Here is a 22047-nt window from a genome sequence, read left to right on the forward strand (position 1 = left end):
TTAAATCATAGAAACTAATGAAAAATTGCTTAATATTAAAGGATATGATTTAATAAAATATGTGATTTAATTATTTAAAGATATAATCCATTGATGAAATGATTAAACTCTAAAATAATTAATTAAATTAAAATATTAAAAAAGAAGAAAAGTGAAAATATGAAACTTCAAGCAAGATCAAAACCATATTTTATACCAGAATATAGTTTAACTGGAGATTTATTATCATTTTTAACATGTAACCTCCAATACAGATACCAAAATAAAGGTTCTCTACCACCATCAATGCCAATACAATTATGGTTTGGGGAATTCATACATGGTGTAATGGAAGAAGCATATTTAAAATGGGAAGCAGAAAAACTAAAATTCCCATGGGACTGGGAAACTGAAATAAGACCAATAGAAGAAATGATAGATCAAAGATTAAGAGCAAGTGGACTATATCCACCATTAAAACAATATAACCCAAAACATATTCCAGAAGAAGAAATTGGTAAATACAGAACTGAAGACAATCCATATCATAGAATTGCAAGTGCAAGGGCAGAAGCATCAATAAATGTATGGGGTCCAGACCTATTTCCTTTAATAGATTCAGCTGAACTATTAATTAAAGGAATACGTGATATGCCAAATTATAATAAAAACCATAGTAGATCAAATCACTACAGTGTAAATGGTATTATTGATGTATTAAGTTCATTTAAAATTGAAAACACAAATCAAAAAACACTTGACTCATATCAAAACAAGATAATACAGTATCTTAAAAAAAATAAAAAATTTAATAAAATATTAAAAAACAAAGTTGATGATGAATATGAAATCATCATTGATTATAAAGGAATGAAAAGACCATCAATAGATAATGATAACTACAGACATCATGAATGGCAAATTCTTACATATTCTTGGCTTAGAAAACATCAAAAAGATGCAAAACCAATACCTGCTGGAATTATATTCTATTTAAATGAACTTGTTCCATCTGTTGAAGATTTGAAAGCAATACAAGAAGATATTGTTAATAATAAAACAGATGTTAAAATCTCAGAAGAAGATAAAGAAGCAATTATGAGATGGGATGGAAACCCTAAATATTATCCTACATTAAGTAATAAATTTAAGATAGATAGATCAATTAGAATTATACCAATTGAAGAGGAAAAAGAAGAAGTTGCATTAAAAGAATTTGATAGTGTAGTGAATAATATTGAATCATCAATGATTAAAGAAAAAGAAGGTTCAAAAATTAGTGAAGCATGGACTGGAGAAGCTGATAAAAGAACATGTGATGCATGTGATTTTAAAGCAATCTGCCAAAAGAATAAAGGAAAAATAAAAGATATAAGTGTACCTTAAATCTATTTTATTTTTTATATCTTTTAAAATAATAAATTAAAAATATTTAAAGCATATTTTATAGAGAATTTAAAATAATAAAAATAGAAAATAAACCTTTAAATTCTATATAGAACTTAAAATAATAAAAATAAAAAATAGAAAATAAACCTTTAAACTTTATTTTATACCGTTTTAAAGATAATAAAAAATAGAAAATAAATCTTTAAAGTCTATTTTATACTGTTTTAAATAATAAAAAATTAAAAAAATATTAAAATCTATTCTTCATTATCTTTAGCTTCTTTAGAAGCTTTTCTTTCTTGTTTTAATTCTTTAATATCAGATTTAACATCATATTTAGCAGCTTTTGCTTGATTTTTTAAATCTTTAGATTCAGCTTTTACAGTTTCTTTTTTATCAGAAATACGAGTTTTAGCTTCTTCTTTTTTAAGTTTTAACTCTTCTTTTTTAGCTTTAATAGCTTCTTTTTGTTCTTCTCTTTGTTTTTTCTCAAGTTCTTTAAGTTCTTCTTCATGTTTAGCTTTTAAAGCTTCTTTTTCAGTTCTTTGTTGTTTTAATAAAGAATCTTCTACTTCAACATCACCATTGATTTTAGCATCAGATTTATCAATAGCTTTTCTTAAGTATTCTTTAGTTTGTTCTTGTTTTTTAGAAATTGAATCTTCACCATTTTTTACTTCTTCTAATTTTTCATTAGCAGTATCAATAGCTTTATCCATCATTTTATTTGCTTTTTCATCAGCAATAATTACATATTTTTTACCTAATTCTAAACCTAATTCTTTAATTTCATTATCATTTTTTTGTTTTGCTCTTTCAACACCATATTCAGCAGCAATTTTTGAAAGTTTAATTCCTTTTTTAGCAACTTTATAAAATACCATAATAATCACTTCTTTTAAATAATCTTAAATTTTTATAATAATCAAATGATTTAAATTAATTACTATTATTTCGTAAATCTTCAAGTTCTTTTGCTTGTTTTTCTTTAAGTGCTTCTAGTTCTTGAAGTTGTTTTTTCATTAATTTATATTCATCATCTATTTCAACTTCAAGATTTTGATTTTCTTCTAGAATAGAATCTGCCTTATCAATAGCATCTTTCATTTCTATTTTCAAATCTTCTCTTTTAAGAGAAAGTTTATCATTGCCAGTTTGAGCATTTTCTAATTTTACATTAGCTAATTCAATTGCTTTATCCATAGCATCACTAGATTTTTGTTCAGCAACATGAACCCATTTTTTAGTAAGGTCTTTACGTAATTCTTTCATTTCAGGATCTCTTACTGATTTTGCCTTAGCAACTCCATATTTAGATAAAGTTTTTCCTAATTCTGCAGTTTTTTTAACTTTATCTTTACCTCTCATAACATCACCTGATTAAATATAAAATAATATAATATTTCTATATTTATCTTATATTAAATATTTAACTATATAATCTTTATAAAATTATACATTATTATATAATTGTCTTAAATATTCTATAGAATATACATTAAAAGAAAAAATACTAATAAATAGAATATTAAAAAAGAAAAGAAGAAGAAATATTAACACTATAAAAATAAAACTAAAAAATAACACCATAATAAAACTAAAATACAATGCAAAAAAATTGAAATGAAAAACAAAATAAAAAAAAATAAAACTAAAAAACAATGCAAAAAATAAACTAAAAAACAAAATAAAAATAGTAAAAAATAAGATTAAACTAAATAATAAAAAATATTCTAGAAGAGCATTAAAAATAATATACAAACCATTAAAATCTAAATTTATAATTATTCAAGTCTATTTTTTCAGAAACTAATTTAAAATCATTATAATGATTTATATTTACAAGTTCTAAATCAAATTCCTCTTTAACACCATAAAAATCAACACCAGAAGCAAAAATTTCACGAAGAATTGGATTTAAATTATCATCAACATCAGAAATATATGGTAATATAATATTCTTATTTAATGCAAATGGCATACCTAAACCTAATGCAGTATCTAATTTTCCATATTCACGACGTCTAAGAAATGAAATAGTATTATCAATATTTGGACTATTATATAATGTTTTTAAAATATTTTTATATGTAATATCTGAAATGGTTGGTTGATCTCCAGATACACATAATACATACTTCTCATCAATACTTTTTAAACCATTATATAATGATTTTGATAGGCCTACATAATGTGGTTTATTTTCAACTATTTCTACTTTAGATAAATAATAATCACTAAGAGAATCAATAATTTCATCAATATAATGACCAAGTACTAAAATAATATTATTAATACCTGAATTTAATACATTATCAATAGTACATTCAAGAACTGTTTTATTATTAATAAGAGGTAAAGTTAATTTATTTTTAATAGGTAAATCTAAGTTTTCTAAATCATTTCTCATTCTAGAATTTAATCCTGCAGCAGTAATTACAGCACCAACCATCTTAATCACCTAAAAATAAAATATATAAAAATATTAACTATTCTATCCTACAATCCCCAATTTCAAAGTGTCTCCACCTAAAAATAAAATATATAAAATATTAAAATAAAATATCTAAAAAAAAGTAAAAATAAAAATTTATTGTTTTTTAACATTTTCAAATAATATTTTATTTAATGCAGGTTTAGAATATTTTACTCCAGCTTCACCAATAGATAATATAATATCATTATCTTCAGCAATTTTAAGAGCAAGACGAATTCCTTCCCTAACTTGTTCTGGTGAAGAACCTGTAGTTCCAGTTTTATTAAATTTAATATTAGATCTTATTGGAACAACATTAGTATTAATAAAATCAACTACTTTAGTTGAAGATGTTGAAACAGGAATAACAATATCTGCATTAGATAATAATTTTGCAATATCAATATCTCCTTCTCTACCACTTTCAGAAGATATTGTATTAAGTACAATAATTCTATTATGTTCTGTTTTAAGTTTTAAAACAGTATTTAAAGTGGTTTCAACACCTGCAGGATTATGAGCATAATCCATAATCATTGTAGGATTACTATGAATATACTCTAATCTACCAGGTACACCATTAAATGATTCAAGACCTTTTACAATACTATTAATATCTAAACCTTGTACCCATGCAGCACATGCTGAACCAAGGGAGTTATAAACATTGTGTATTCCACTATTTTTAAGAGTAATATCTCTTGTTTCATCATTAAAATGTATAGTATATTTAGTTTTAGTAGTGTTTCCTTCTTTTATAATACGAATATTAGTTGCATAAACATCTAATTTAGGATTTTTAAATCCACATTCACATTCATATTCTCCAAGATTTCTTAAATAACTTACATTATAATTTAATAGTTTACCACATGATGGACAATGTCTATTATTATATTTAGATTTAAATAAGTCATTATTTTTATCTTTTATACCAAAATAATGTATTTCTTTATCAGGATGTTTACTTCCAATTGAAGCAAGTAATGGATCATCACCATCTAAAATTAAAGTATCTGCTACTTCAACCATTTCTTTTTTACAATTAATATAATCTTCAAAAGTACCATTATTTAAATGATCACGTGTTATATTAGTAATTACTCCCATATTTACATGAGAATTTGTAGCTGAACGTTTAATTTCACCTTTTCTACCAAAAGTACCAATTTCAAGTACTGCTAAGTCTCCTTCTAAACGTGATTGTAATGCAGGAATAAATTCACTATTTCCTTGAATACGTAAACCATGTTCAGGAACTTTATAATTATTAATTTTAAATATATGTTTAATAGTATGAGTAGTGGTAGTTTTACCATTAGTTCCTGTAACACCTATAACTGGTTTATTAGGTAAGAAAAATTCAAGTATTTCATCAATTGAATATACAGGTAAATTTTTCCGATTAAAATTATGAAGTTTTGTTGTAAAATAATCATTTTTAAGTAAACTAGGAGCTACAAATATTGCAGATTTACCTTTAAATGAATCATTATCTAATTCTTCACCTAATTTTAAGTGTATTCCTTCTTTCTTAAATATTGGAGTTAAATAACTATCTGGAGCTGAATCAATAATAGTAACATCTATATTATGACAAGCTAATATACGTGCAATTAAACTACCAACAGTTCCACAACCACCTAAAACAACTACTCCCTCAGAGAGACTGTTTATAAATTCTTCTTTGTCCATTAAATTACAACCTTATTATTTAAAAAAAATATCTTATTAAAATAGTATAAAATCCTATTTAATAATTTAAGATAAATACTCAAAATAATGAATATAAATTAAAATATAAAAAATTTATTAAAAAAATACTTAAATCTTATTTAAGATTTCTACAAATTTTAAGTTAAAATCATATTATATAGAATTTAATTTAAATTTCTACACTTAATATTAAATTACAATTTTAATTTATAATATCACAACACCAAATCAAAATAAATAAAACCATATTATATAGAATTTAATTTAAATTTCTACACTTAATATTAAATTACAATTTTAATTTATAATTTTAAATTTATTAAATAAACATTTTAAACTAATAAGTATTTAATATTTACCGATTTAATTTAAATATGATAAAAAATATTTAAATTAACATTAATAGTTAATTATTAAAGCTTAATTACAAACCTTACATAATTCTTCTAATCTTTCTTGAATACTAATAATTACTGCCTGACCATTACCACCAATAAATATTGGTTTATCATGAGCATATTCTGCAACAAAACCAATTAATTCATCAAGATTATGTGCAACATCAACTTTTCCAGTATAATGAAGTTTACTTAATCTATTTAAAGCCATACCAATAGTATTAGCTAAACCTGGAAATACAATGATAACTTCAGGATTATGAGCAACTACCTCATCAATGATATCTAATCTATGTTCTTCATTAGGTCTTGGAGTTCCTAAAAATGCAACTGGGAAATAAACTTCATCAAAAATGGTTTTAACAGCATCAGAATTATCAGTTTTACCAATATAAATATCTGAATCATATAATTTAATAATTTTAAGTCTACCCTCTACTGCTTCAAAGTTTTCTAAAGTATCTTTAATAATTTCTTTAGGAACACCTAATTGTTCTGTAACAGCAGTAGCAAGACCTGCATTAAGTTTATTAAATTTACCTACAAGTTTTAAATCATAAGTAGAAGGCTTAAATTGAATTAATTTATTTGCAGACTTGTTAAATTCATCAATATATTCTTGATTTTCTGAAACTATAACTTTCTTATTTTTAAATATTTTAACTAATGAATCCTTATAATTCTCCATACTTCCATGAACATCCATATGATCATTACCCATATTAGTTAAAGCAATCATATCAAAGTTAAAACAATAATCACAGAAACTTAAAGTCATATCACATACTTCAATAAGAATTACATCATAATCATTTTCTTCTGCCTCAAGTACAATATCATAGTATCCATTGAAACCTCCACCAGCATTTCCACCAACTAAAACCTTTTTACCATAAGATTCCAGTATAGCTTTAATCATATATACAGAGGTTGTTTTTCCATTAGTTCCAGTAACACCTATTGTAAATATTTTTCTATGTTTATTTAAAACATCTTGAAGCAATTTACCAGATAATTTAAATTCATTAGCAAATTTACTATTCCACATACTTGGACTTAAAACAATTGCATCACTTGATTTAATCTTATTTATATCATTAGCACCTAAATCAATAGTAATATTATCTGCAACAATAGATACTTGTTCAGTGTTATTTGGTGTAACATTAATATCTGTAATAGGCATGTTTAAATCTTTTAAATTAATATCTGTCTGTAAATCTGATGCATAAACAGACCATCCATGGTCAAGTAATGATTTTGAAGCTTTTTTACCTTCAACACCAAGTCCAATAACAGCTGCTCTCATGTTTTTAATCCCTTCTTTTTATATTCTAAAAAATCTTATTTAATTTATATAAGTTTTTTATAACTCTTTATTTAATAACTTTAAAGATTATATAGTATTCTTGTTTAATTAATATAAGTTTTTTATAAAATAACTCTTTATTTAATAACTTTAAAGTAAATATTAAAAGTTTATACCTTATAAATCAAGCAAATAATTATCTTTTATAAATTAAGTAAATAAGACCTACTGTTATTAATTTTATAAGAAATTCTTTATAAATTTTTATATATTAATTTTTTAATATTAAAGATAAAAAATATATATTGTAAACTAATAAAATTATAGCAATATAAATATTAAAAAATCTTCAAAACTGAGGTGAAAAAATAATGTTTGAAGAAGAACAAGACAATAAAATATATAATCTATTAATTACACGTGGAAAAAACCATGAAGAAGATTATAATACATTTATTGATAAACTATATAAAAAAGGAGATTTTCTATGGAAAGAATCTGTAGCAGCATCATATTCCCATTTACCTGAAAGTTTCTTTAATAAAATAGATGCAATCATAATACTTTCTGGAACATACACTAGTAATAAAGAAGAAATCGATGATATAGTAACTGCTGCAAAACACTTTGATATTCCAATAGTACTTGTAAGACCATATGGTATGGAAGAAGTTCCTGAAAACCTTGAAGCTGTTGCAACAACACTTGTTGGATGGAATTCCAACTGTATTGTAGAAGCAATTAAAGGTGCAATTAACGGTGACTACGAAAGTGCATGTGGAATAGAATAAACACATTCTAAGATTAATAATATTAAAAATTAAATTTTAATATTAATTAATTATTTTATAAATTTAATAATATATCTTTAAAACAACTAATTTTAAAACAAAGATTAGAAAAACATTCTAAAAAAACAAACTAATTTTAAAATAACAAAAAATTATAAAATAAAATTTAAAAAAATATAATATAAAATTTAATATTAACTTTATAATCTAATTATTTTATAGAACCACTATTTTACAATTAATCATCATAAAACTTCTGATTGACACATATCCATAAAAATGTATTTTCATCTTCATTTCTTATAAATTTAAATTCAGTTTGTGGTGCTAATAATATATCATAGTTAGTTTCAGGATCTACAATACCGCCTACATATACCATTCTTACACCTTTTTCAAGTAATAATATATTTAAATATTTAGATTCCTTATTAAAATTACGATTTGAACTTGCTTTAAAAGGTAAATCCATTGAATAAATACCATTAATAGCTTTTTCTTTCATTAAAGGTTCATCTTCACGTAAAAATACAGCAATATTTTCTTCTAAAGGTTTTGCATCTATAAAAAAATCTTTAAGATCTGATTCACCAAATAAGTCATTAAAAAATAAATTAAGAAATGATTCAAATTTTAAACTTAAATACTTTTTAGAAAATGGATTTATAACAATATCATAATAATTAGCATACTGAAAATTTCTTGCAATATCAGAAGCTGCCATTATTACCATATCAGTTTTAACATTTTCAATTTCAATTTCTTCATTATCAGTAAATACAAATAAATGTTCCCCTACTTCATCAGTAAAAGTTAATGGTTTAAAACCTAATGGTTCTTTTGTTGTTGTAGATTCACCAACTTTCACATCATCATTAAAACCATTTGATGTGATTTTAACTGGTAGGAATAAAGAAGATTTCATTAATTCATCAAAAAATTCATCTCTTTCTCTAGGACTTAAGTTTTGAGGATCAATTTCTAATAATTCCTTTAAACGTTTATTTTCAATTTTTTCCATAATATTCACCATGTAATTAAAAGTTTATTAATTATGTTCATTTATAAAAGTAGATAAATAAGTATTTATCTATAAGTTCTAAATTAAAAATAAAAAATCATATAAAAATTAAGAATAAATTTATTTTAGCAAAATATTATTACATTAATATAAATTCCAAATCAAAGTTAAAACTGTTAATAATAGAAATTCAAAATTTTTATAAAATTAATCTTCAATTTATTTTAAATAGAAAAAATACTTAAAAATTGTATAAATAAAATTTTAAAATATAAAATACATATTCACCCACAAATTTTATATATTAAAAATATTAATTTTGTAATTAATAACTAATTACAAATGATTATATAATTATTTTAATATATAAATTTATTGAATTTTTTAGTAATTAATCATTAATTACACTAATTTTAAAAAAAATAATAATATTAAAAAATTAACATAAATTATTAAATTTATAAAAAGCTAATTAAAATAAAATAAAAAGAATAAAAATCAATTAATAAGTTATTTTAAAAAGTTTAAAGTAAAATGATGGTAATTTTAAATTAAAAACAAAATATAACATTAAAAAAATATTAACAAAGTATTAAAAAGACCCAAATATTCAATAAAAAAAGATTGGTTTTATTAAAAGAAATGACTTATTTAAAAGTATTTAAAATTCTAATAATGCTTTTTAACACTTAAATAATAATTTATTTAACTATATGTCAATATTCAAAATATAAATGATATTGTCAATTTATAAAAATTTATCAACATGCACCAACTCTAAGATTTAAAGAATTTGATGATGATTGGAATAAATTTAATTTAGGAAAAATTTCAAATATTAAGAAAGGATTTACCCCTTCAACTAAAAATAAAGAATTTTGGCAAAATGGTGAATTTAATTGGTTGAGTATTAGTGATATGGGTGAAAAGTACATATTTACCACTAAGAAGAAAATTACTAAAAAAGCTTTAAAAAATAGAGAGATTATTCCAAAAAATACTTTATTAATGAGTTTTAAATTAACAATTGGTAAATTAGGTATATTGAAAAAAGATATGTACACAAATGAAGCAATAGCAAATTTTCAATGGAAAAATGATAAAATATGTACTGAATTTATGTATTATTATTTAAGTACATTAAATATTAAAAAATATGGTTCACAAGCAGCAAAAGGAATAACTTTAAATAATGATACATTAAATTCAATTCCTGTATTTTTACCATCACATAATGAACAAATTAAAATTTCAAAATTTCTTTCTTTAATTGATGAAAAAATTGACTTATTAGAAAAAACATTATGTTTACACCAAAAATTCATTGAAGGTTTAAAAGAAAGTATATTTTCAAATTTAAATTATCCTAAATTTAAATTAAATAATTTTATGAAAATTTCTAAAATTAAATGTAATGATAATATTAATAAAAGATTAACTGTTAAATTAAATTTAAAAGGAATAGTACCTAGAGAAACAAAAACAACAGAAAAAGAAGGTGTTACAACACAATATATTAGAAAAAAAGGACAATTTATTTATGGTAAACAAAATCTTTATAAAGGTGCTTTTGGAATTATTCCAAAAGAATTAGATGGATATATATCTTCTAGTGATATTCCATCATTTGATTTTATTAATAATAAATTAAATCCATATTGGTTTTATTACTTTATTTCTAGAAAAAATTATTATTCTCGTTTAGAAAAATACTCAACAGGTACTGGATCCAAAAGAATATCACCTGAAGAATTTTTAAATATTAAAATTCCATTGCCTCCAATTGAAAAACAAAATAATCAAGTTAAAATGTTTAATAAATTAATTGAAAGACAAAATATTTTAATTAAAGAAAAAGAATATTTATATAATTTTAAAAAAGGATTATTACAAAAAATGTTTGTTTAAATAAACATTTTTTGAAGTAAAAATTTCTTAAAATATTTTAAATTATTTAATTTTTCATTAATTAATTCAATTTTCTTATTAAATGTTAATAATATATTAACTATATTAAGTTGTATATTAAATTCAGGAAGCATAATCGGTATTGCATTTAATGTATCATTATTTAATGTAATTCCTTTTGCTGCTTGTGATCCATATTTTTTGATATTTAATGTTTTTAAATAAAAATACATATATTCTGTTGAGATTTTATCATTTTTCCATGTAAAATTAGCAATTGCTTCATTAGTATACATATCCTCTTTTAATATTGCTAATTTTCCAATAGTTAGTTTAAAACTCATTATTAATGTATCTTTTTTTATAATTTCTTTATTTTTTATTGCTTCTTCAGAAATTTTCTTTTTAGAATTGGTAATATATTTTTTATCCATATCTGCAATACTTAACCAATGATATTTACCATAATTCCAGTATTTTGGATTTTTAGTTGATGGTGTAAAACCTTTTTTAATTTCTGCAATATCTCCTAATGAATATCTTTTAAAATTTATATTATTCATTTTAAAATTAAAAATATTCTCTCTTAACTGTTTTTCATATTTTTGGTGTTAAGATACCATATTAATTAATTTAATTAATAAACTTAAAATAAGATTTTAAAATAATACTTTTAATAAAATATTTATTTTTATTTCATTTAAAGAAAGTTTATGTATACAAACGAACTTTTTATTAAATTTTGTAAAGAAAGAAATATTAAAGATAGTACTATGAAAGGATATGAATCTGCATTGAAGAAATATACATCTTTTCATAATAAAACTATTAATTATTTACTTAAAGAAGCTTTAAAAGATGAAGAAAAAAGGATTCCACTTAAAGAAAGAAAAATTAAAAAAAGACTTCTTGATTATCGTAATTATTTACTAAATAGTACTATGTCACCTAATACTGCAAAAACATATTTTTCAAAATTAAAAACATTTTATATACACTTTGAAATTGAAATACCACATTTACCTGATGCAAAATATGATAAAGTTTATGAAACAAATTATTTAGACTTACCTACTAAAGAACATATATATCAAGCACTTGAAATAGTACCAATTGATTTAAAAGCAGTAATATTATTTATGTCATCTTCAGGAACAGCAAAAGCAGAAACATTATCACTAACAGTAAGACAATTTATTGATGGAACAGCTGAATATCATAATGGTGGATCACTTAATAATATATTAAATGTACTTGAAAAAAGAAATAATGTAGTACCAACTTTTTATCTAAAAAGAATTAAAACAGATAAATATTATTATACTTTTTGTTCACCTGAAGCAAGTCATGCTATAGTTAAATATTTAAAAACACGTGAAAACCTTAAATTAGAAGATAAACTATTTGATTTCACAAGTTCACTATTATTATCCAGATTTCAAGAAATTAATGATAATATGAATTGGGGATTTAAAGGAAAATATAGATTTTTTAGATCACATACATTAAGAAAATTTCATGCATCAAATATAGGATTAACTGCAGAATATATTGATTCATTACAAGGACGAAGTAAAAATATAGTACATGAAACTTATATAAAAACAAATCCTCAAAGATTAAAAAAGATTTATATGGGTGCAATGAAGAATGTTATGATTTATACTGAAAAAGAAGAAAAAGAAGAAATAATTAATGAAGAATTTCATATTACAATAAATATATTTTTAGGTGATAAATATTATAATATATCACCTAAACAAACATTTTCTGAAGAAGACCTTTCTTAAATTGTTTCATAATGTTTAATTCATCATTTATTAATTCAATTTTTTTATCAAATATTGTTAAAATTTCACTAATTTCCTTTTGTTTTTTTAATGAAGGTATATTTATATCAACTTCTTTAAGAATTGAATAATGCCTTTTATAACCTTCTTGATGCACATTATTAAATTTTAATGAATAATATAAAAATTTAAGGTTATATTTCCCTTTAGGTTTCAATATTTTTAAACCATCTCCACCTATAATAAATTTTTTAGTAATATATTTAATATTTGTTGTATGATCTCCAAAACAAATTATTGGTACATTTTCAAAAATTTTATCTTTTTGATTTGAATAACCTGCAATTTTATTTGCTCCTTGATCAATAACTATATATTTACCTTTGTTTAATATTTCATTCTTTTTAATTTCAAATTTTTTTTGTGAAATTGTATTAAAAATTTCAGAAACTTTTTTAAATGGTTCAGATTTTATTGAGTTAAATAATTTAAATTCATTATAATGTTTAAATTTTTTAAATACAACTTTTTTCTTTTCTAATAAGTCAATTTTTCTGTCAATTAAAGATATAAAATCACCTATTTTTTTCTGTTCTTTAATTGAAGGATACTTAATTTTATAAATTTTTAAGCTAGGTGCAGTTAATTGAGGAACACCTGTACTTTCAATATAAAAATGGATATTATTCAAACAAGATGTAAAAAATGAAATATTTAAGTTCTCTTTAGGAATTAATATTAATAACCTTCCAACGGCATTAAATTCTATATTTCTTTTAATAGGTATTCCAATATTACCCCTTGCAGTAATAGTAATTGATCCTGAAGGATATTTGAATTCTGTATAATATCCTAACAATCCCTTATTTTCTAAAGCATTTGCAAATACGGGATATTTATGGTTTTTATCTTTTGATTTTGAAAATTTATTTTTATTTAAATCTCCTGCAGCTTTAATTTTAAATATATTGTCTAATCTATTTTCATTCCATTCATCAGTGAAACCAGGAAATCTTAACTCTGGGACATGTTGATTGTCATCATTTATATCTTGTTTCTTAGTAGAAACATTATCATTATCACTCATATTTTAACCCCCTTAAATTTTTAAAATATTGGTGATTGAATTCCAAGTTCTTCACATATTTTATTAATTTCTTTATCTACTTCAGCTTCTTTAATTGAAATTTCTTTAAGTTCTTTACAAACTTCATCAAGATCTATTGGTTCTTCTTCTTCAAAAGTATCTACATATCTTGGTATATTAAGATTGTAATCGTTTTCTTCAATTTCTTCCATTGTTGCTTTATGTGAATATTTATCAATTTCTTCACGTTTAGCATATGTATTTACTATTTTATCAATGTCTTCTTTTCTTAATTTATTTTGATTTTTAGCTTTTTCAAAATCTTGTGAAGCATCAATAAAGAGAATATCTTCATCTTCTGTTCTACATTTTTTAAATATTAATATACATGTTGGTATACTAGTACCATAGAATATATTAGCAGGTAATCCTATTACTGCATCTAAATAATTTTTTTCTTCAATTAAATATCTACGTATTTTACTTTCTGCAGCTCCTCTAAATAATACTCCATGTGGAAGTACAATACCCATTGTACCATTTTCATCTAAATGATATATCATATGTTGTACAAATGCATAGTCTGCTTTAGATTTAGGTGCTAATTTTCCGTATGCACTGAAACGTTCATCATCAAGGAATGTTTTATCTGCACTCCATTTTGCACTAAATGGTGGATTAGCAACGATTGCTTCGAATTTCATATTTTTATGCATTGGATGTTCTAAAGAATCTCCTTGTTTTATATCAAAGTCTTGATATTTAACACCATGAAGAATCATATTCATACGTGCAAGGTTATATGTTGTTTGATTTAATTCTTGTCCATAGAAGTTTGCTACATCAGCTTCTTTAGATACACGTAAAAGTAAAGATCCTGAACCACATGTTGGATCATATACTGATTTAATACGTTTTTTACCTAATGTTACAATTTTAGCAAGTACTTTTGATACTTCTTGTGGAGTATAAAATTCTCCTGCTTTTTTACCTGCACTTGATGCAAATTGACTTATTAAATATTCATATGCATCACCAAGGATATCTGATTCATTATTTTCAAGTTCAAAATCAATATCATTTAAATGAAGTAATATTTTTGAAATTAATTTATTTTTATCATCATTAGTTCTTCCAAGTTTAGATGAATGAAGATCCACATCTTCAAAAAGATTACTGAAATCATCTTGACTTTCAGTACCAATACAAGAATTACTAATATAATTTAATGCTTTATTAAGGTCATCTAATATGAAATCTCCAACTTTAGCTTTTTTAATAATACAACTAAATAAATGTTGAGGTTCAATAAAGTATCCTAATGAATCTATACCTTCATCTTTTAAATCGTCTTTATAATCATCAAGTTTCCATGCTTCTTTAAAGCTAATACCATCTTCTTCTAATTCTTTATTCATATGAATTTCTAATTTTTCAGATAGGTATCTGTAAAATATAAATCCTAATATATAATTTTTGAATTCATTAGCATCCATATTTCCTCTTAATTCATCTGCAATTGCCCATAATTTACTTTCTAATTCTTTACTAGCCATAATAATTCACTCCCCTTAAAAGGTTTAATAATTTTTCTACAAATATAATATATTTAATAATTTTTTAATACAAAACATTTCTTATTTAATATTTAATTTAAACATTTTTTAATAATTTTAATACAAATTTATTTATAAATACCAAATTGATTTTATTAAGAATTTAATAAATAGGATTTATTTATAAATATTTTCAATTATTGCTTCTTTGTAATTATTTTGATATTGGATAAGTTTTTTTTCTAATTTTATTTTATTATCAATTAGATCTAAGAACATTCCATATTTATTTTGAGTTTCTAAGTTTGGAATATTGAATTTAATTTTTCTTAAGTCTGCAACTTTAATTATTTTTAAAGCTCCTCCTTCACGTAATTTGTGTAATTCAGAAAGAAAATAATTACTTTTTAGTAAATGGTAAAAGAATGATGTATTATATCCTTCTTTTAATCTAATTACTGCAAAATTCATTGTAATTACATATCCTTCTTTATTTAACCTAGTAACAGTATTTGGTTCAGATAATGATATTACAATATCATCTTTTTTTGAATAATATTTCGGATTTAAATTATTTGAAATATTTTTATATTCAAATTCAAATATGCCGTCATCTTTAAATTTATTCCGGATAACAGGTTTTAAATCAGATTTTGAATCGATAAATCTTGATAAATGAACTCCAGAATATACTTCTGCTATATCTATTAATCTTTTTTTAGTCATAATAGCCTCCATTAAAATTTTATTATAGTTTAACTAACTTTTTTTCTACTTTATTTAAAATAGAAAGTGTGAAGTAAAAAACTTCACTTATTCTATTTTTTAAAAGAGGTGATAATATATAATAGAAAACCGTCTCTTATTATATATTGAATATGAAATTACCTCCAAATGGGAGTCGAACCCATCAAAAAATAAAGGAGGGTATGAATTACTTGAATATAGTATAAAAATTAAAATTTTATACATAATATTCAAGTTAATAAATCAATATTCACCTCAAGTATATTAAACCATATTTTGTAATAATTACTTAATGACTTGTACTAAGTAACTAATTACAAGTAATTGTTTGATTTCATCATATATAAACTTAACGAAAATTTTAGTCATTAATTACTAATTACAATAAATTTTTCTAAAATATGAAAAATAAAATAAACAATATTTAAATAATAAAATAAGAAATGTAAAATAAAAATAGATTATTATTATTATTATAATTAAATTAATAATAAATAATTAAATAAAAAAATAATAATTTAAAATAGTTAAAATCATGAATAAATAATTTTAACAAAAAATAAAAATTAATTAATTATACAGAAAATATTGAAAAAATAAAATTAAAAAATATTTAAAAAAATATTTATTGAAATCCTATTTTTATAAAATAATAAAATTAATGTATTTGAACCCACATTAAGCATGTTTTATATAAAACACAATTTTAAAAAAATAAATTATTAAAAAAGTTACGTTAATCTAAAAAATATTTAATATTAAAACAAATTTAAAAGAACTATTCAATTTAATATAATTTTAAAAATAATTTGAATATTTTAATCAACAAAAGTTAGTGCCGAAATTACGATTCAGGAAGTTCAAAGATGAATGGAGAAAAGTATCTTTAAAAGATATAACTATTAGAATAAAAGATAAAAATAAATCTCTTGAAACTGATTTACCTTTGACTATATCTGCTCAATATGGTTTAATTGATCAAAGAGAATATTTCAATAAAATCGTTGCTAGTAAAAGTTTAGCTAATTATTATTTATTAAAAAAAGGAGATTTTGCTTATAATAAAAGTTATTCAACAGGATATCCATATGGTACTATAAAAAGATTGAATAAATATGATAAAGGTGCCGTATCAACATTATATATTTGTTTTAAACCTAAAAATATAGATTCAAATTTTTTAGAACAATATTTTGAAACTGATAAATGGTATAAAGAAATTTATAAAATTGCAGTTGAAGGTGCTAGAAATCATGGTTTATTGAATATAGCAATTTCCGATTTTTTTAATACAAAACATTATATTCCTAAATCTAAAGATGAACAAATTAAAATTTCAAAATTTTTAGAAATAGTTGATGAAAAAATTGACTTATTAGAAAAAAAATATAGAAATCAAATAAAATTTTCTAAAGAACTTAGAAATAAATTTTTAAATAAACATTGTTTTTTTAATGATAACTGGGTAGAACATGATATTAAAGAATATGTTGTAGAATATAAAGAAAAAGTTAATTTTAATAATAATTTACCTATTTTATCTTCTACATTATCTGGAATTTACTTACAGGAAGATTATTTTAATAAAAATGTTAATAGTTCTGATGTTAGTAATTATAAAATTGTTCCAAAAAATTATTTTACATATCGATCTATGAGTGATACAGGTAAATTTAAATTTAATATACAAAATATTGTTGAAAAAGGGATTATAAGTCCTGCTTATCCAGTTTTCACTACTAAAAATATAAATGATAAATATATATATATGAATTTTTAAATTATAGTAATTCAATTAAAAGGCAAATATTAAAGATTAAAGAAGGGGGAACAAGATATGCATTAGGATTTTCTAAATTTAAAAAATTAAAAATTGAAGTTCCGTCCTTTAAAACACAATGTAAAATAACAGAATCTATGAATTTATGTTATCAAAGAGAAGAAAATTTAAAAAAAGAAATTAAAATAATGAAAAAGTTCAAAAAAGGGTTATTGCAGAAAATGTTTATTTAATATAAAATTACATTTTTCATGTTTCTTCTAAAATTTAATACTTGAAAATTAAATTTAAAAAAAAATATTTTAAAAGTTATGAGAATTTAAAAATCTTAAAAAATAAATATAGAAATTTAATTAATAATCAAATTTCTCATGGAATTTTTCTATTTTATTTTTAACTTCTTTAACTTTATTTCTTCTTTCTTTAAATTTAAGTTTATGATTAAATGATTTTTTAAGTTCATCTTCATCAAGTTTACCAGAATATTCATAATAATCAAAAACTTGACGAGCAAGTTTTTCATTTAAATCTTCTTTAGAGATAATATTTGCAATAGCATTTTCTCTTTCTTTTGACATGAATCCATCAAATACTTCATTAAAAGATAAATCTTTATCATTAATATTTCCTAATTCCTCATCAATAAATTTCTCAATTAAACTGATTTTACTTCTTAAATGTTCAGTTTCTTGCATAATATTTAATATACGTTTTTTATCATGTTCAAAACTTGAATCTTTAGGATTCATTGTTTTAAGAATATTAAGAATATAATCTACATTGATTTTATCATTTCTAAGTAATTCAAGTTCAAAGTCAATATCATCAAGAACAGATACTTTATCTTTATCTTTATCAGGAGTTTTAAGTTGATCATGAATATCAAAGTAAACACTTTTATAATCTGAGAAATCTTGTTCAGTCATTTTAATATCATCAAATGAAAATTCTGAGAAGGTATTCATCTTATTTAATATTCTTGAAAGTTCTCTGAAAATTAATACAAATTGTTCTTTATCTTTCTCACTTTCTAAATTAACTGCATCATTTACTGATTTAACAAGTGAATAAAACTTATTAGCTTCTTTATTAAATTTTTCTACAAAGAAATCATATGGCGGTAAAATAATATCCTCAGATGCATTAGAATCAGAAAATAATCTAATTGCTTTATCAGTGTTTTCTTTAAGATTTCTAAAACAAACAATATTACCATGAGATTTACGCATATTATATATCCTATTTGTTCTAGAGAATGCTTGTAATAAACCATGATATTGAAGATTTTTATCTACATACAATGTATTTAAAAGTTTACTATCAAATCCAGTTAAAAACATATCAACAACTAAAAGTAAATCAATTTCTCTACTTTTCATTCTTTTAGAAACATCTACATAGTAAGCTTTAAAGTTATCAGTACTAAAATTAGTACCAAACATCTCATTATAATCCTTTATATATTTATCAAGTTTATCTCTTGATAATTGTTTATTATCAGATAAATCTTCATTTGCAACATATGTAAAAATAGTAGCAACCTTTAAATCATGTTTTCCTTCATCTTTTTTCTTTTTAAATAAATCATAATATTTATGGATTACTCCACCACGTGCAACTGTAAACATTGCATTAAATTCACGATTTTTAGTTTTATTATCATAACTTTTAATTATATAATCAACAATTTGATTAAGACGTTTATCAGATTCAAAGTATTCTTTTTTGTCAATGCCTTCAACTTCTAAATCATCTTCAGTAAGCATTTTAGCTCCACCAAAGTAATCAATTGAAAAACCTAAAACATTATTATCTGCAATAGCATCTTTAATTGAATATTCATGAAGTCTTTTACCAAAAATACTTTTAGTAGTTTTAAAACCATTAGAATTTTCTTCAAAAATTGGTGTTCCAGTAAAACCAAAAGATAATGCATTATTAAAGAAATCAATAATAGATTGATGCATTTCACCAAATTGACTTCTATGACATTCATCATAAATTAAAATAATATTTTTATCACGAATATCTTGAAGTTTTTTCATATCTCCTTTTGTTTTAACTGCTTTTGATAATTTTTGTATTGTTGTTGTAACAAGTTTACCATTACCTGTTGTAGTTAAATGTTTAATTAAAGCTCCAGTATGTTTTGTTTCATTTACACAACCATTACAAAAACTATTAAATTCTTTATTTGTTTGAATATCTAAATCACGTCTATCTACAATAAAAAGAACTTTATATATAGATTCATCTTCTGCTAAAAGTTGACTTACCTTATATGAAGTAATAGTCTTTCCACTACCAGTTGTATGCCAAATATAACCATTTTGTTTAACATCTAATGCTTGATGTATTACTGCTTCTACAGCATATATTTGATAAGCTCTTAAAACCATTAATGTTTTAGATGATTCATTTAAAATCATATATTTTGAGATGATTTTTGCAATATTACATTTTTCTAAAAATGTATCTGTAAAATCATTTAATCCATGATAATTTTTATTTTTCTCATCTTTCCAAAAGAAGGTAAATTCATATTTAAGATCATTTTTAGAACCATTAGCAAAATATTTACTGTCAATACCATTACTTATTACAAATAATTGAATATAGTTAAAAAGTCCACTATATGAATGGGATTTATATTTAACAATTTGATTGAAAGCTTCTTTAATATTACCTCCCCTTCTTTTAAGTTCAATTTGAACAAGAGGTAATCCATTAATAAGAATAGTTACATCATATCTATTTTTATGAAGACCATAAACAGTTATTTGATTAGCTACTTGAAAAATATTCTTACACCATTCTTTCTTATTTAAAAACTTAATGTAAAAAGAATCATCCTCTCTATCAACATAGTATGTATCTCTTAATTTTTTAGCCTTATCAAATATACTTCCACTATCTAAGTATATTAAAATACGATCAAATTCTATATCAGTAAAGGTACAATTATTTAATTTTTCAAGTTGTGTTTTAAAGTTTTCTCTTAAATCATCTTCATTTTTAACATCAACATATTCATATCCATTTTCTTCTAATTGTGCAATTAGATTCTTTTCTAATGTTGCTTCACTTTCACTTACCATATAATACCCCTTATTAAAAATATAAATTTATATATCATTGTATACTTGTTTAGATAATTTTAGAAGATATTCAATATCATCATCATTTCTTACTCTGAATTCATAATCTCCAGATCCATGATGTCCAATATTTGAAACATCACGAGTTAATTTTAAATTATCAATTAAATTTCCTTTTTTACCCATATAAACTTTAATATCATTTGATTGTGGTTCTAAAGTGATTAGATTATGATTATTAAATTTAAAACAAATATAATGTTTACGAGGAACTATATCAATATCTTCAAATTTATTTTGTATTCTATCTTTAATATCATCATATAATTCTTTTATTTCATCAGGTTTATTATAAAAAAAGTCTTCTTCATAATAAGTTTTTATTTCATTATTAACATCTTCTTTTAATTTAGAAGTATTATTTAAAGATAAATTTTTTATTGAAGTATTAGATTCAATATTTATTCTGTCAAATAAAACTGTATTATTACTGAATTTAGTTATTTTCCATAATTCAAAAGCTAAATCTTTAAATTTAACAGAATTTAATTGATATTTATTATAATTAGGAGAAATAAACATGACTTTTGACTGACTAAAATCTATATCCTTTTTATTTTTATTTTCATTAAATTTTTGATTAAATTCTAAAATAAAATCTGCTTTATTATTTAATAATACAGACAAATATGTATATCCTTGATCAATAACACTAAATGAATTAGTATTTTTATATTCAATAATAACAAAAGAATTAGTTTCTTCATTAAATGCAATAGTATCTAATCTAAAATTTTTAACTTGAAATTCTGAAGCAATAAATTTTAAATTAAATAATTCTTCTAAATTATTTTCAACAAGATCCTGAATATCTTTTTCAGAATTAAAATTAACTTTTCTAATAAATTTTAATTTATTACCTTCAATATTATAAATTGCCATATAACTCCCCTTAAAACAATAAAAAAAGTAGATAAAATAATAATGTATTATAATAAAAAA

At 21.9% G+C, this 22047-nt stretch carries 18 protein-coding genes and 1 pseudogene; 7 read left to right on the forward strand and 12 right to left on the reverse strand.

Annotation, left to right across the window (positions count from 1 at the left end):
- Positions 1 to 159 precede the first annotated feature (159 nt).
- Positions 160 to 1365 (forward strand): PD-(D/E)XK nuclease family protein, encoded by a 1206-nt coding sequence (locus T523_RS08250; protein WP_042708499.1) that lies wholly within the window; start codon positions 160 to 162, stop codon positions 1363 to 1365.
- Between the two features lie 260 nt (positions 1366 to 1625).
- On the opposite strand, the gene T523_RS08255 is transcribed toward T523_RS08250, so the two are convergent.
- The 5 genes from T523_RS08255 to T523_RS08275 all read right to left on the reverse strand — a co-directional run bounded on the left by T523_RS08255 (position 1626) and on the right by T523_RS08275 (position 7267).
- Positions 1626 to 2252: a hypothetical protein gene (locus T523_RS08255; protein WP_042708501.1), complete on the reverse strand. Its 627-nt coding sequence runs from the start codon at positions 2250 to 2252 to the stop codon at positions 1626 to 1628.
- Positions 2253 to 2307: 55 nt separating this feature from the next.
- The gene (locus T523_RS08260) at positions 2308 to 2736 is read right to left on the reverse strand and encodes a hypothetical protein (RefSeq protein ID WP_042708502.1); all 429 of its coding nucleotides are present in this window, start codon (positions 2734 to 2736) and stop codon (positions 2308 to 2310) included.
- Between the two features lie 397 nt (positions 2737 to 3133).
- On the reverse strand, positions 3134 to 3820 hold the full coding sequence (locus tag T523_RS08265) for a nucleotidyltransferase family protein (protein WP_042708503.1): 687 nt from the start codon (positions 3818 to 3820) through the stop codon (positions 3134 to 3136).
- Between the two features lie 138 nt (positions 3821 to 3958).
- Entirely contained in the window at positions 3959 to 5539 is a 1581-nt protein-coding gene (locus T523_RS08270) for a Mur ligase family protein (RefSeq protein ID WP_042708504.1), read from the reverse strand.
- 441 nt (positions 5540 to 5980) lie between these two features.
- Positions 5981 to 7267, reverse strand: a complete 1287-nt coding sequence (locus T523_RS08275) for a Mur ligase family protein (protein ID WP_042708506.1) — start codon at positions 7265 to 7267, stop codon at positions 5981 to 5983.
- Between the two features lie 371 nt (positions 7268 to 7638).
- Between T523_RS08275 and T523_RS08280 the strand changes: the two genes are divergently transcribed.
- Positions 7639 to 8058: a hypothetical protein gene (locus tag T523_RS08280; protein WP_042708507.1), complete on the forward strand. Its 420-nt coding sequence runs from the start codon at positions 7639 to 7641 to the stop codon at positions 8056 to 8058.
- Positions 8059 to 8296: 238 nt separating this feature from the next.
- Here the strand turns inward: T523_RS08280 and T523_RS08285 are convergent, their stop codons facing one another.
- Positions 8297 to 9079, reverse strand: a complete 783-nt coding sequence (locus T523_RS08285) for an SseB family protein (RefSeq protein WP_042708508.1) — start codon at positions 9077 to 9079, stop codon at positions 8297 to 8299.
- An 837-nt stretch (positions 9080 to 9916) separates the two neighbouring features.
- Here T523_RS08285 and T523_RS09405 point away from each other — a divergent pair.
- Positions 9917 to 9973 (forward strand): annotated as a pseudogene (locus tag T523_RS09405) (hypothetical protein); the annotation flags it as partial.
- Positions 9974 to 9982: 9 nt separating this feature from the next.
- Positions 9983 to 10987: a restriction endonuclease subunit S gene (locus tag T523_RS09315; RefSeq protein ID WP_084486474.1), complete on the forward strand. Its 1005-nt coding sequence runs from the start codon at positions 9983 to 9985 to the stop codon at positions 10985 to 10987.
- Here T523_RS09315 and T523_RS08295 read toward each other — a convergent pair.
- Complete coding sequence (locus T523_RS08295) at positions 10984 to 11550, reverse strand: restriction endonuclease subunit S (protein ID WP_052334705.1); 567 nt, start codon at positions 11548 to 11550, stop codon at positions 10984 to 10986. The genes T523_RS09315 and T523_RS08295 overlap by 4 nt on opposite strands.
- 150 nt (positions 11551 to 11700) lie before the next feature.
- Here T523_RS08295 and T523_RS08300 point away from each other — a divergent pair, with 150 nt between their 5' ends.
- The gene (locus tag T523_RS08300) at positions 11701 to 12777 is read left to right on the forward strand and encodes an integrase (protein ID WP_052334706.1); all 1077 of its coding nucleotides are present in this window, start codon (positions 11701 to 11703) and stop codon (positions 12775 to 12777) included.
- On the opposite strand, the gene T523_RS08800 is transcribed toward T523_RS08300, so the two are convergent.
- The 3 genes from T523_RS08800 to T523_RS08320 form a co-directional block, all read right to left on the reverse strand.
- The gene (locus tag T523_RS08800) at positions 12743 to 13864 is read right to left on the reverse strand and encodes a restriction endonuclease subunit S (protein WP_052334707.1); all 1122 of its coding nucleotides are present in this window, start codon (positions 13862 to 13864) and stop codon (positions 12743 to 12745) included. The two genes, T523_RS08300 and T523_RS08800, sit on opposite strands and share 35 nt — an antisense overlap.
- 20 nt (positions 13865 to 13884) lie before the next feature.
- A complete protein-coding gene (locus T523_RS08315; RefSeq protein WP_042708509.1) occupies positions 13885 to 15420 on the reverse strand; it encodes a type I restriction-modification system subunit M in 1536 nt (511 codons plus the stop codon).
- Positions 15421 to 15597: 177 nt separating this feature from the next.
- Complete coding sequence (locus T523_RS08320) at positions 15598 to 16146, reverse strand: restriction endonuclease subunit S (RefSeq protein WP_042708510.1); 549 nt, start codon at positions 16144 to 16146, stop codon at positions 15598 to 15600.
- An 856-nt stretch (positions 16147 to 17002) separates the two neighbouring features.
- On the opposite strand from T523_RS08320, the gene T523_RS08325 reads away from it, so the two are divergent.
- Both T523_RS08325 and T523_RS09410 read left to right on the forward strand, forming a co-directional pair.
- Entirely contained in the window at positions 17003 to 17947 is a 945-nt protein-coding gene (locus tag T523_RS08325) for a restriction endonuclease subunit S domain-containing protein (protein WP_052334708.1), read from the forward strand.
- A gap of 35 nt (positions 17948 to 17982) precedes the next feature.
- Complete coding sequence (locus T523_RS09410; RefSeq protein WP_394296277.1) at positions 17983 to 18180, forward strand: restriction endonuclease subunit S; 198 nt, start codon at positions 17983 to 17985, stop codon at positions 18178 to 18180.
- A 120-nt stretch (positions 18181 to 18300) separates the two neighbouring features.
- Here the strand turns inward: T523_RS09410 and T523_RS08330 are convergent, their stop codons facing one another.
- Positions 18301 to 21045, reverse strand: coding sequence for a type I restriction endonuclease subunit R (locus T523_RS08330; RefSeq protein WP_042708511.1), 2745 nt, complete (start codon positions 21043 to 21045; stop codon positions 18301 to 18303).
- 27 nt (positions 21046 to 21072) lie between these two features.
- Positions 21073 to 21987, reverse strand: a complete 915-nt coding sequence (locus T523_RS08335) for a DUF5655 domain-containing protein (RefSeq protein ID WP_042708512.1) — start codon at positions 21985 to 21987, stop codon at positions 21073 to 21075.
- Between the last annotated feature and the right edge of the window lie 60 nt (positions 21988 to 22047).

This window comes from Methanobrevibacter wolinii SH (assembly GCF_000621965.1).
Taxonomy (GTDB): Archaea; Methanobacteriota; Methanobacteria; order Methanobacteriales; family Methanobacteriaceae; genus Methanarmilla; species Methanarmilla wolinii.

Coding starts and splice junctions, on each gene's coding strand:
- T523_RS08335 (WP_042708512.1), bottom strand. CDS start 21,987: ATGGCAATTTATAATATTGAAGGTAATAAATTAAAATTTATTAGAAAA.
- T523_RS08265 (WP_042708503.1), bottom strand. CDS start 3,820: ATGGTTGGTGCTGTAATTACTGCTGCAGGATTAAATTCTAGAATGAGA.
- T523_RS08320 (WP_042708510.1), bottom strand. CDS start 16,146: ATGACTAAAAAAAGATTAATAGATATAGCAGAAGTATATTCTGGAGTT.
- T523_RS08315 (WP_042708509.1), bottom strand. CDS start 15,420: ATGGCTAGTAAAGAATTAGAAAGTAAATTATGGGCAATTGCAGATGAA.
- T523_RS08270 (WP_042708504.1), bottom strand. CDS start 5,539: ATGGACAAAGAAGAATTTATAAACAGTCTCTCTGAGGGAGTAGTTGTT.
- T523_RS08260 (WP_042708502.1), bottom strand. CDS start 2,736: ATGAGAGGTAAAGATAAAGTTAAAAAAACTGCAGAATTAGGAAAAACT.
- T523_RS08255 (WP_042708501.1), bottom strand. CDS start 2,252: ATGGTATTTTATAAAGTTGCTAAAAAAGGAATTAAACTTTCAAAAATT.
- T523_RS08300 (WP_052334706.1), top strand. CDS start 11,701: ATGTATACAAACGAACTTTTTATTAAATTTTGTAAAGAAAGAAATATT.
- T523_RS08275 (WP_042708506.1), bottom strand. CDS start 7,267: ATGAGAGCAGCTGTTATTGGACTTGGTGTTGAAGGTAAAAAAGCTTCA.
- T523_RS08285 (WP_042708508.1), bottom strand. CDS start 9,079: ATGGAAAAAATTGAAAATAAACGTTTAAAGGAATTATTAGAAATTGAT.
- T523_RS08800 (WP_052334707.1), bottom strand. CDS start 13,864: ATGAGTGATAATGATAATGTTTCTACTAAGAAACAAGATATAAATGAT.
- T523_RS08295 (WP_052334705.1), bottom strand. CDS start 11,550: ATGAATAATATAAATTTTAAAAGATATTCATTAGGAGATATTGCAGAA.
- T523_RS08330 (WP_042708511.1), bottom strand. CDS start 21,045: ATGGTAAGTGAAAGTGAAGCAACATTAGAAAAGAATCTAATTGCACAA.
- T523_RS08280 (WP_042708507.1), top strand. CDS start 7,639: ATGTTTGAAGAAGAACAAGACAATAAAATATATAATCTATTAATTACA.
- T523_RS08250 (WP_042708499.1), top strand. CDS start 160: ATGAAACTTCAAGCAAGATCAAAACCATATTTTATACCAGAATATAGT.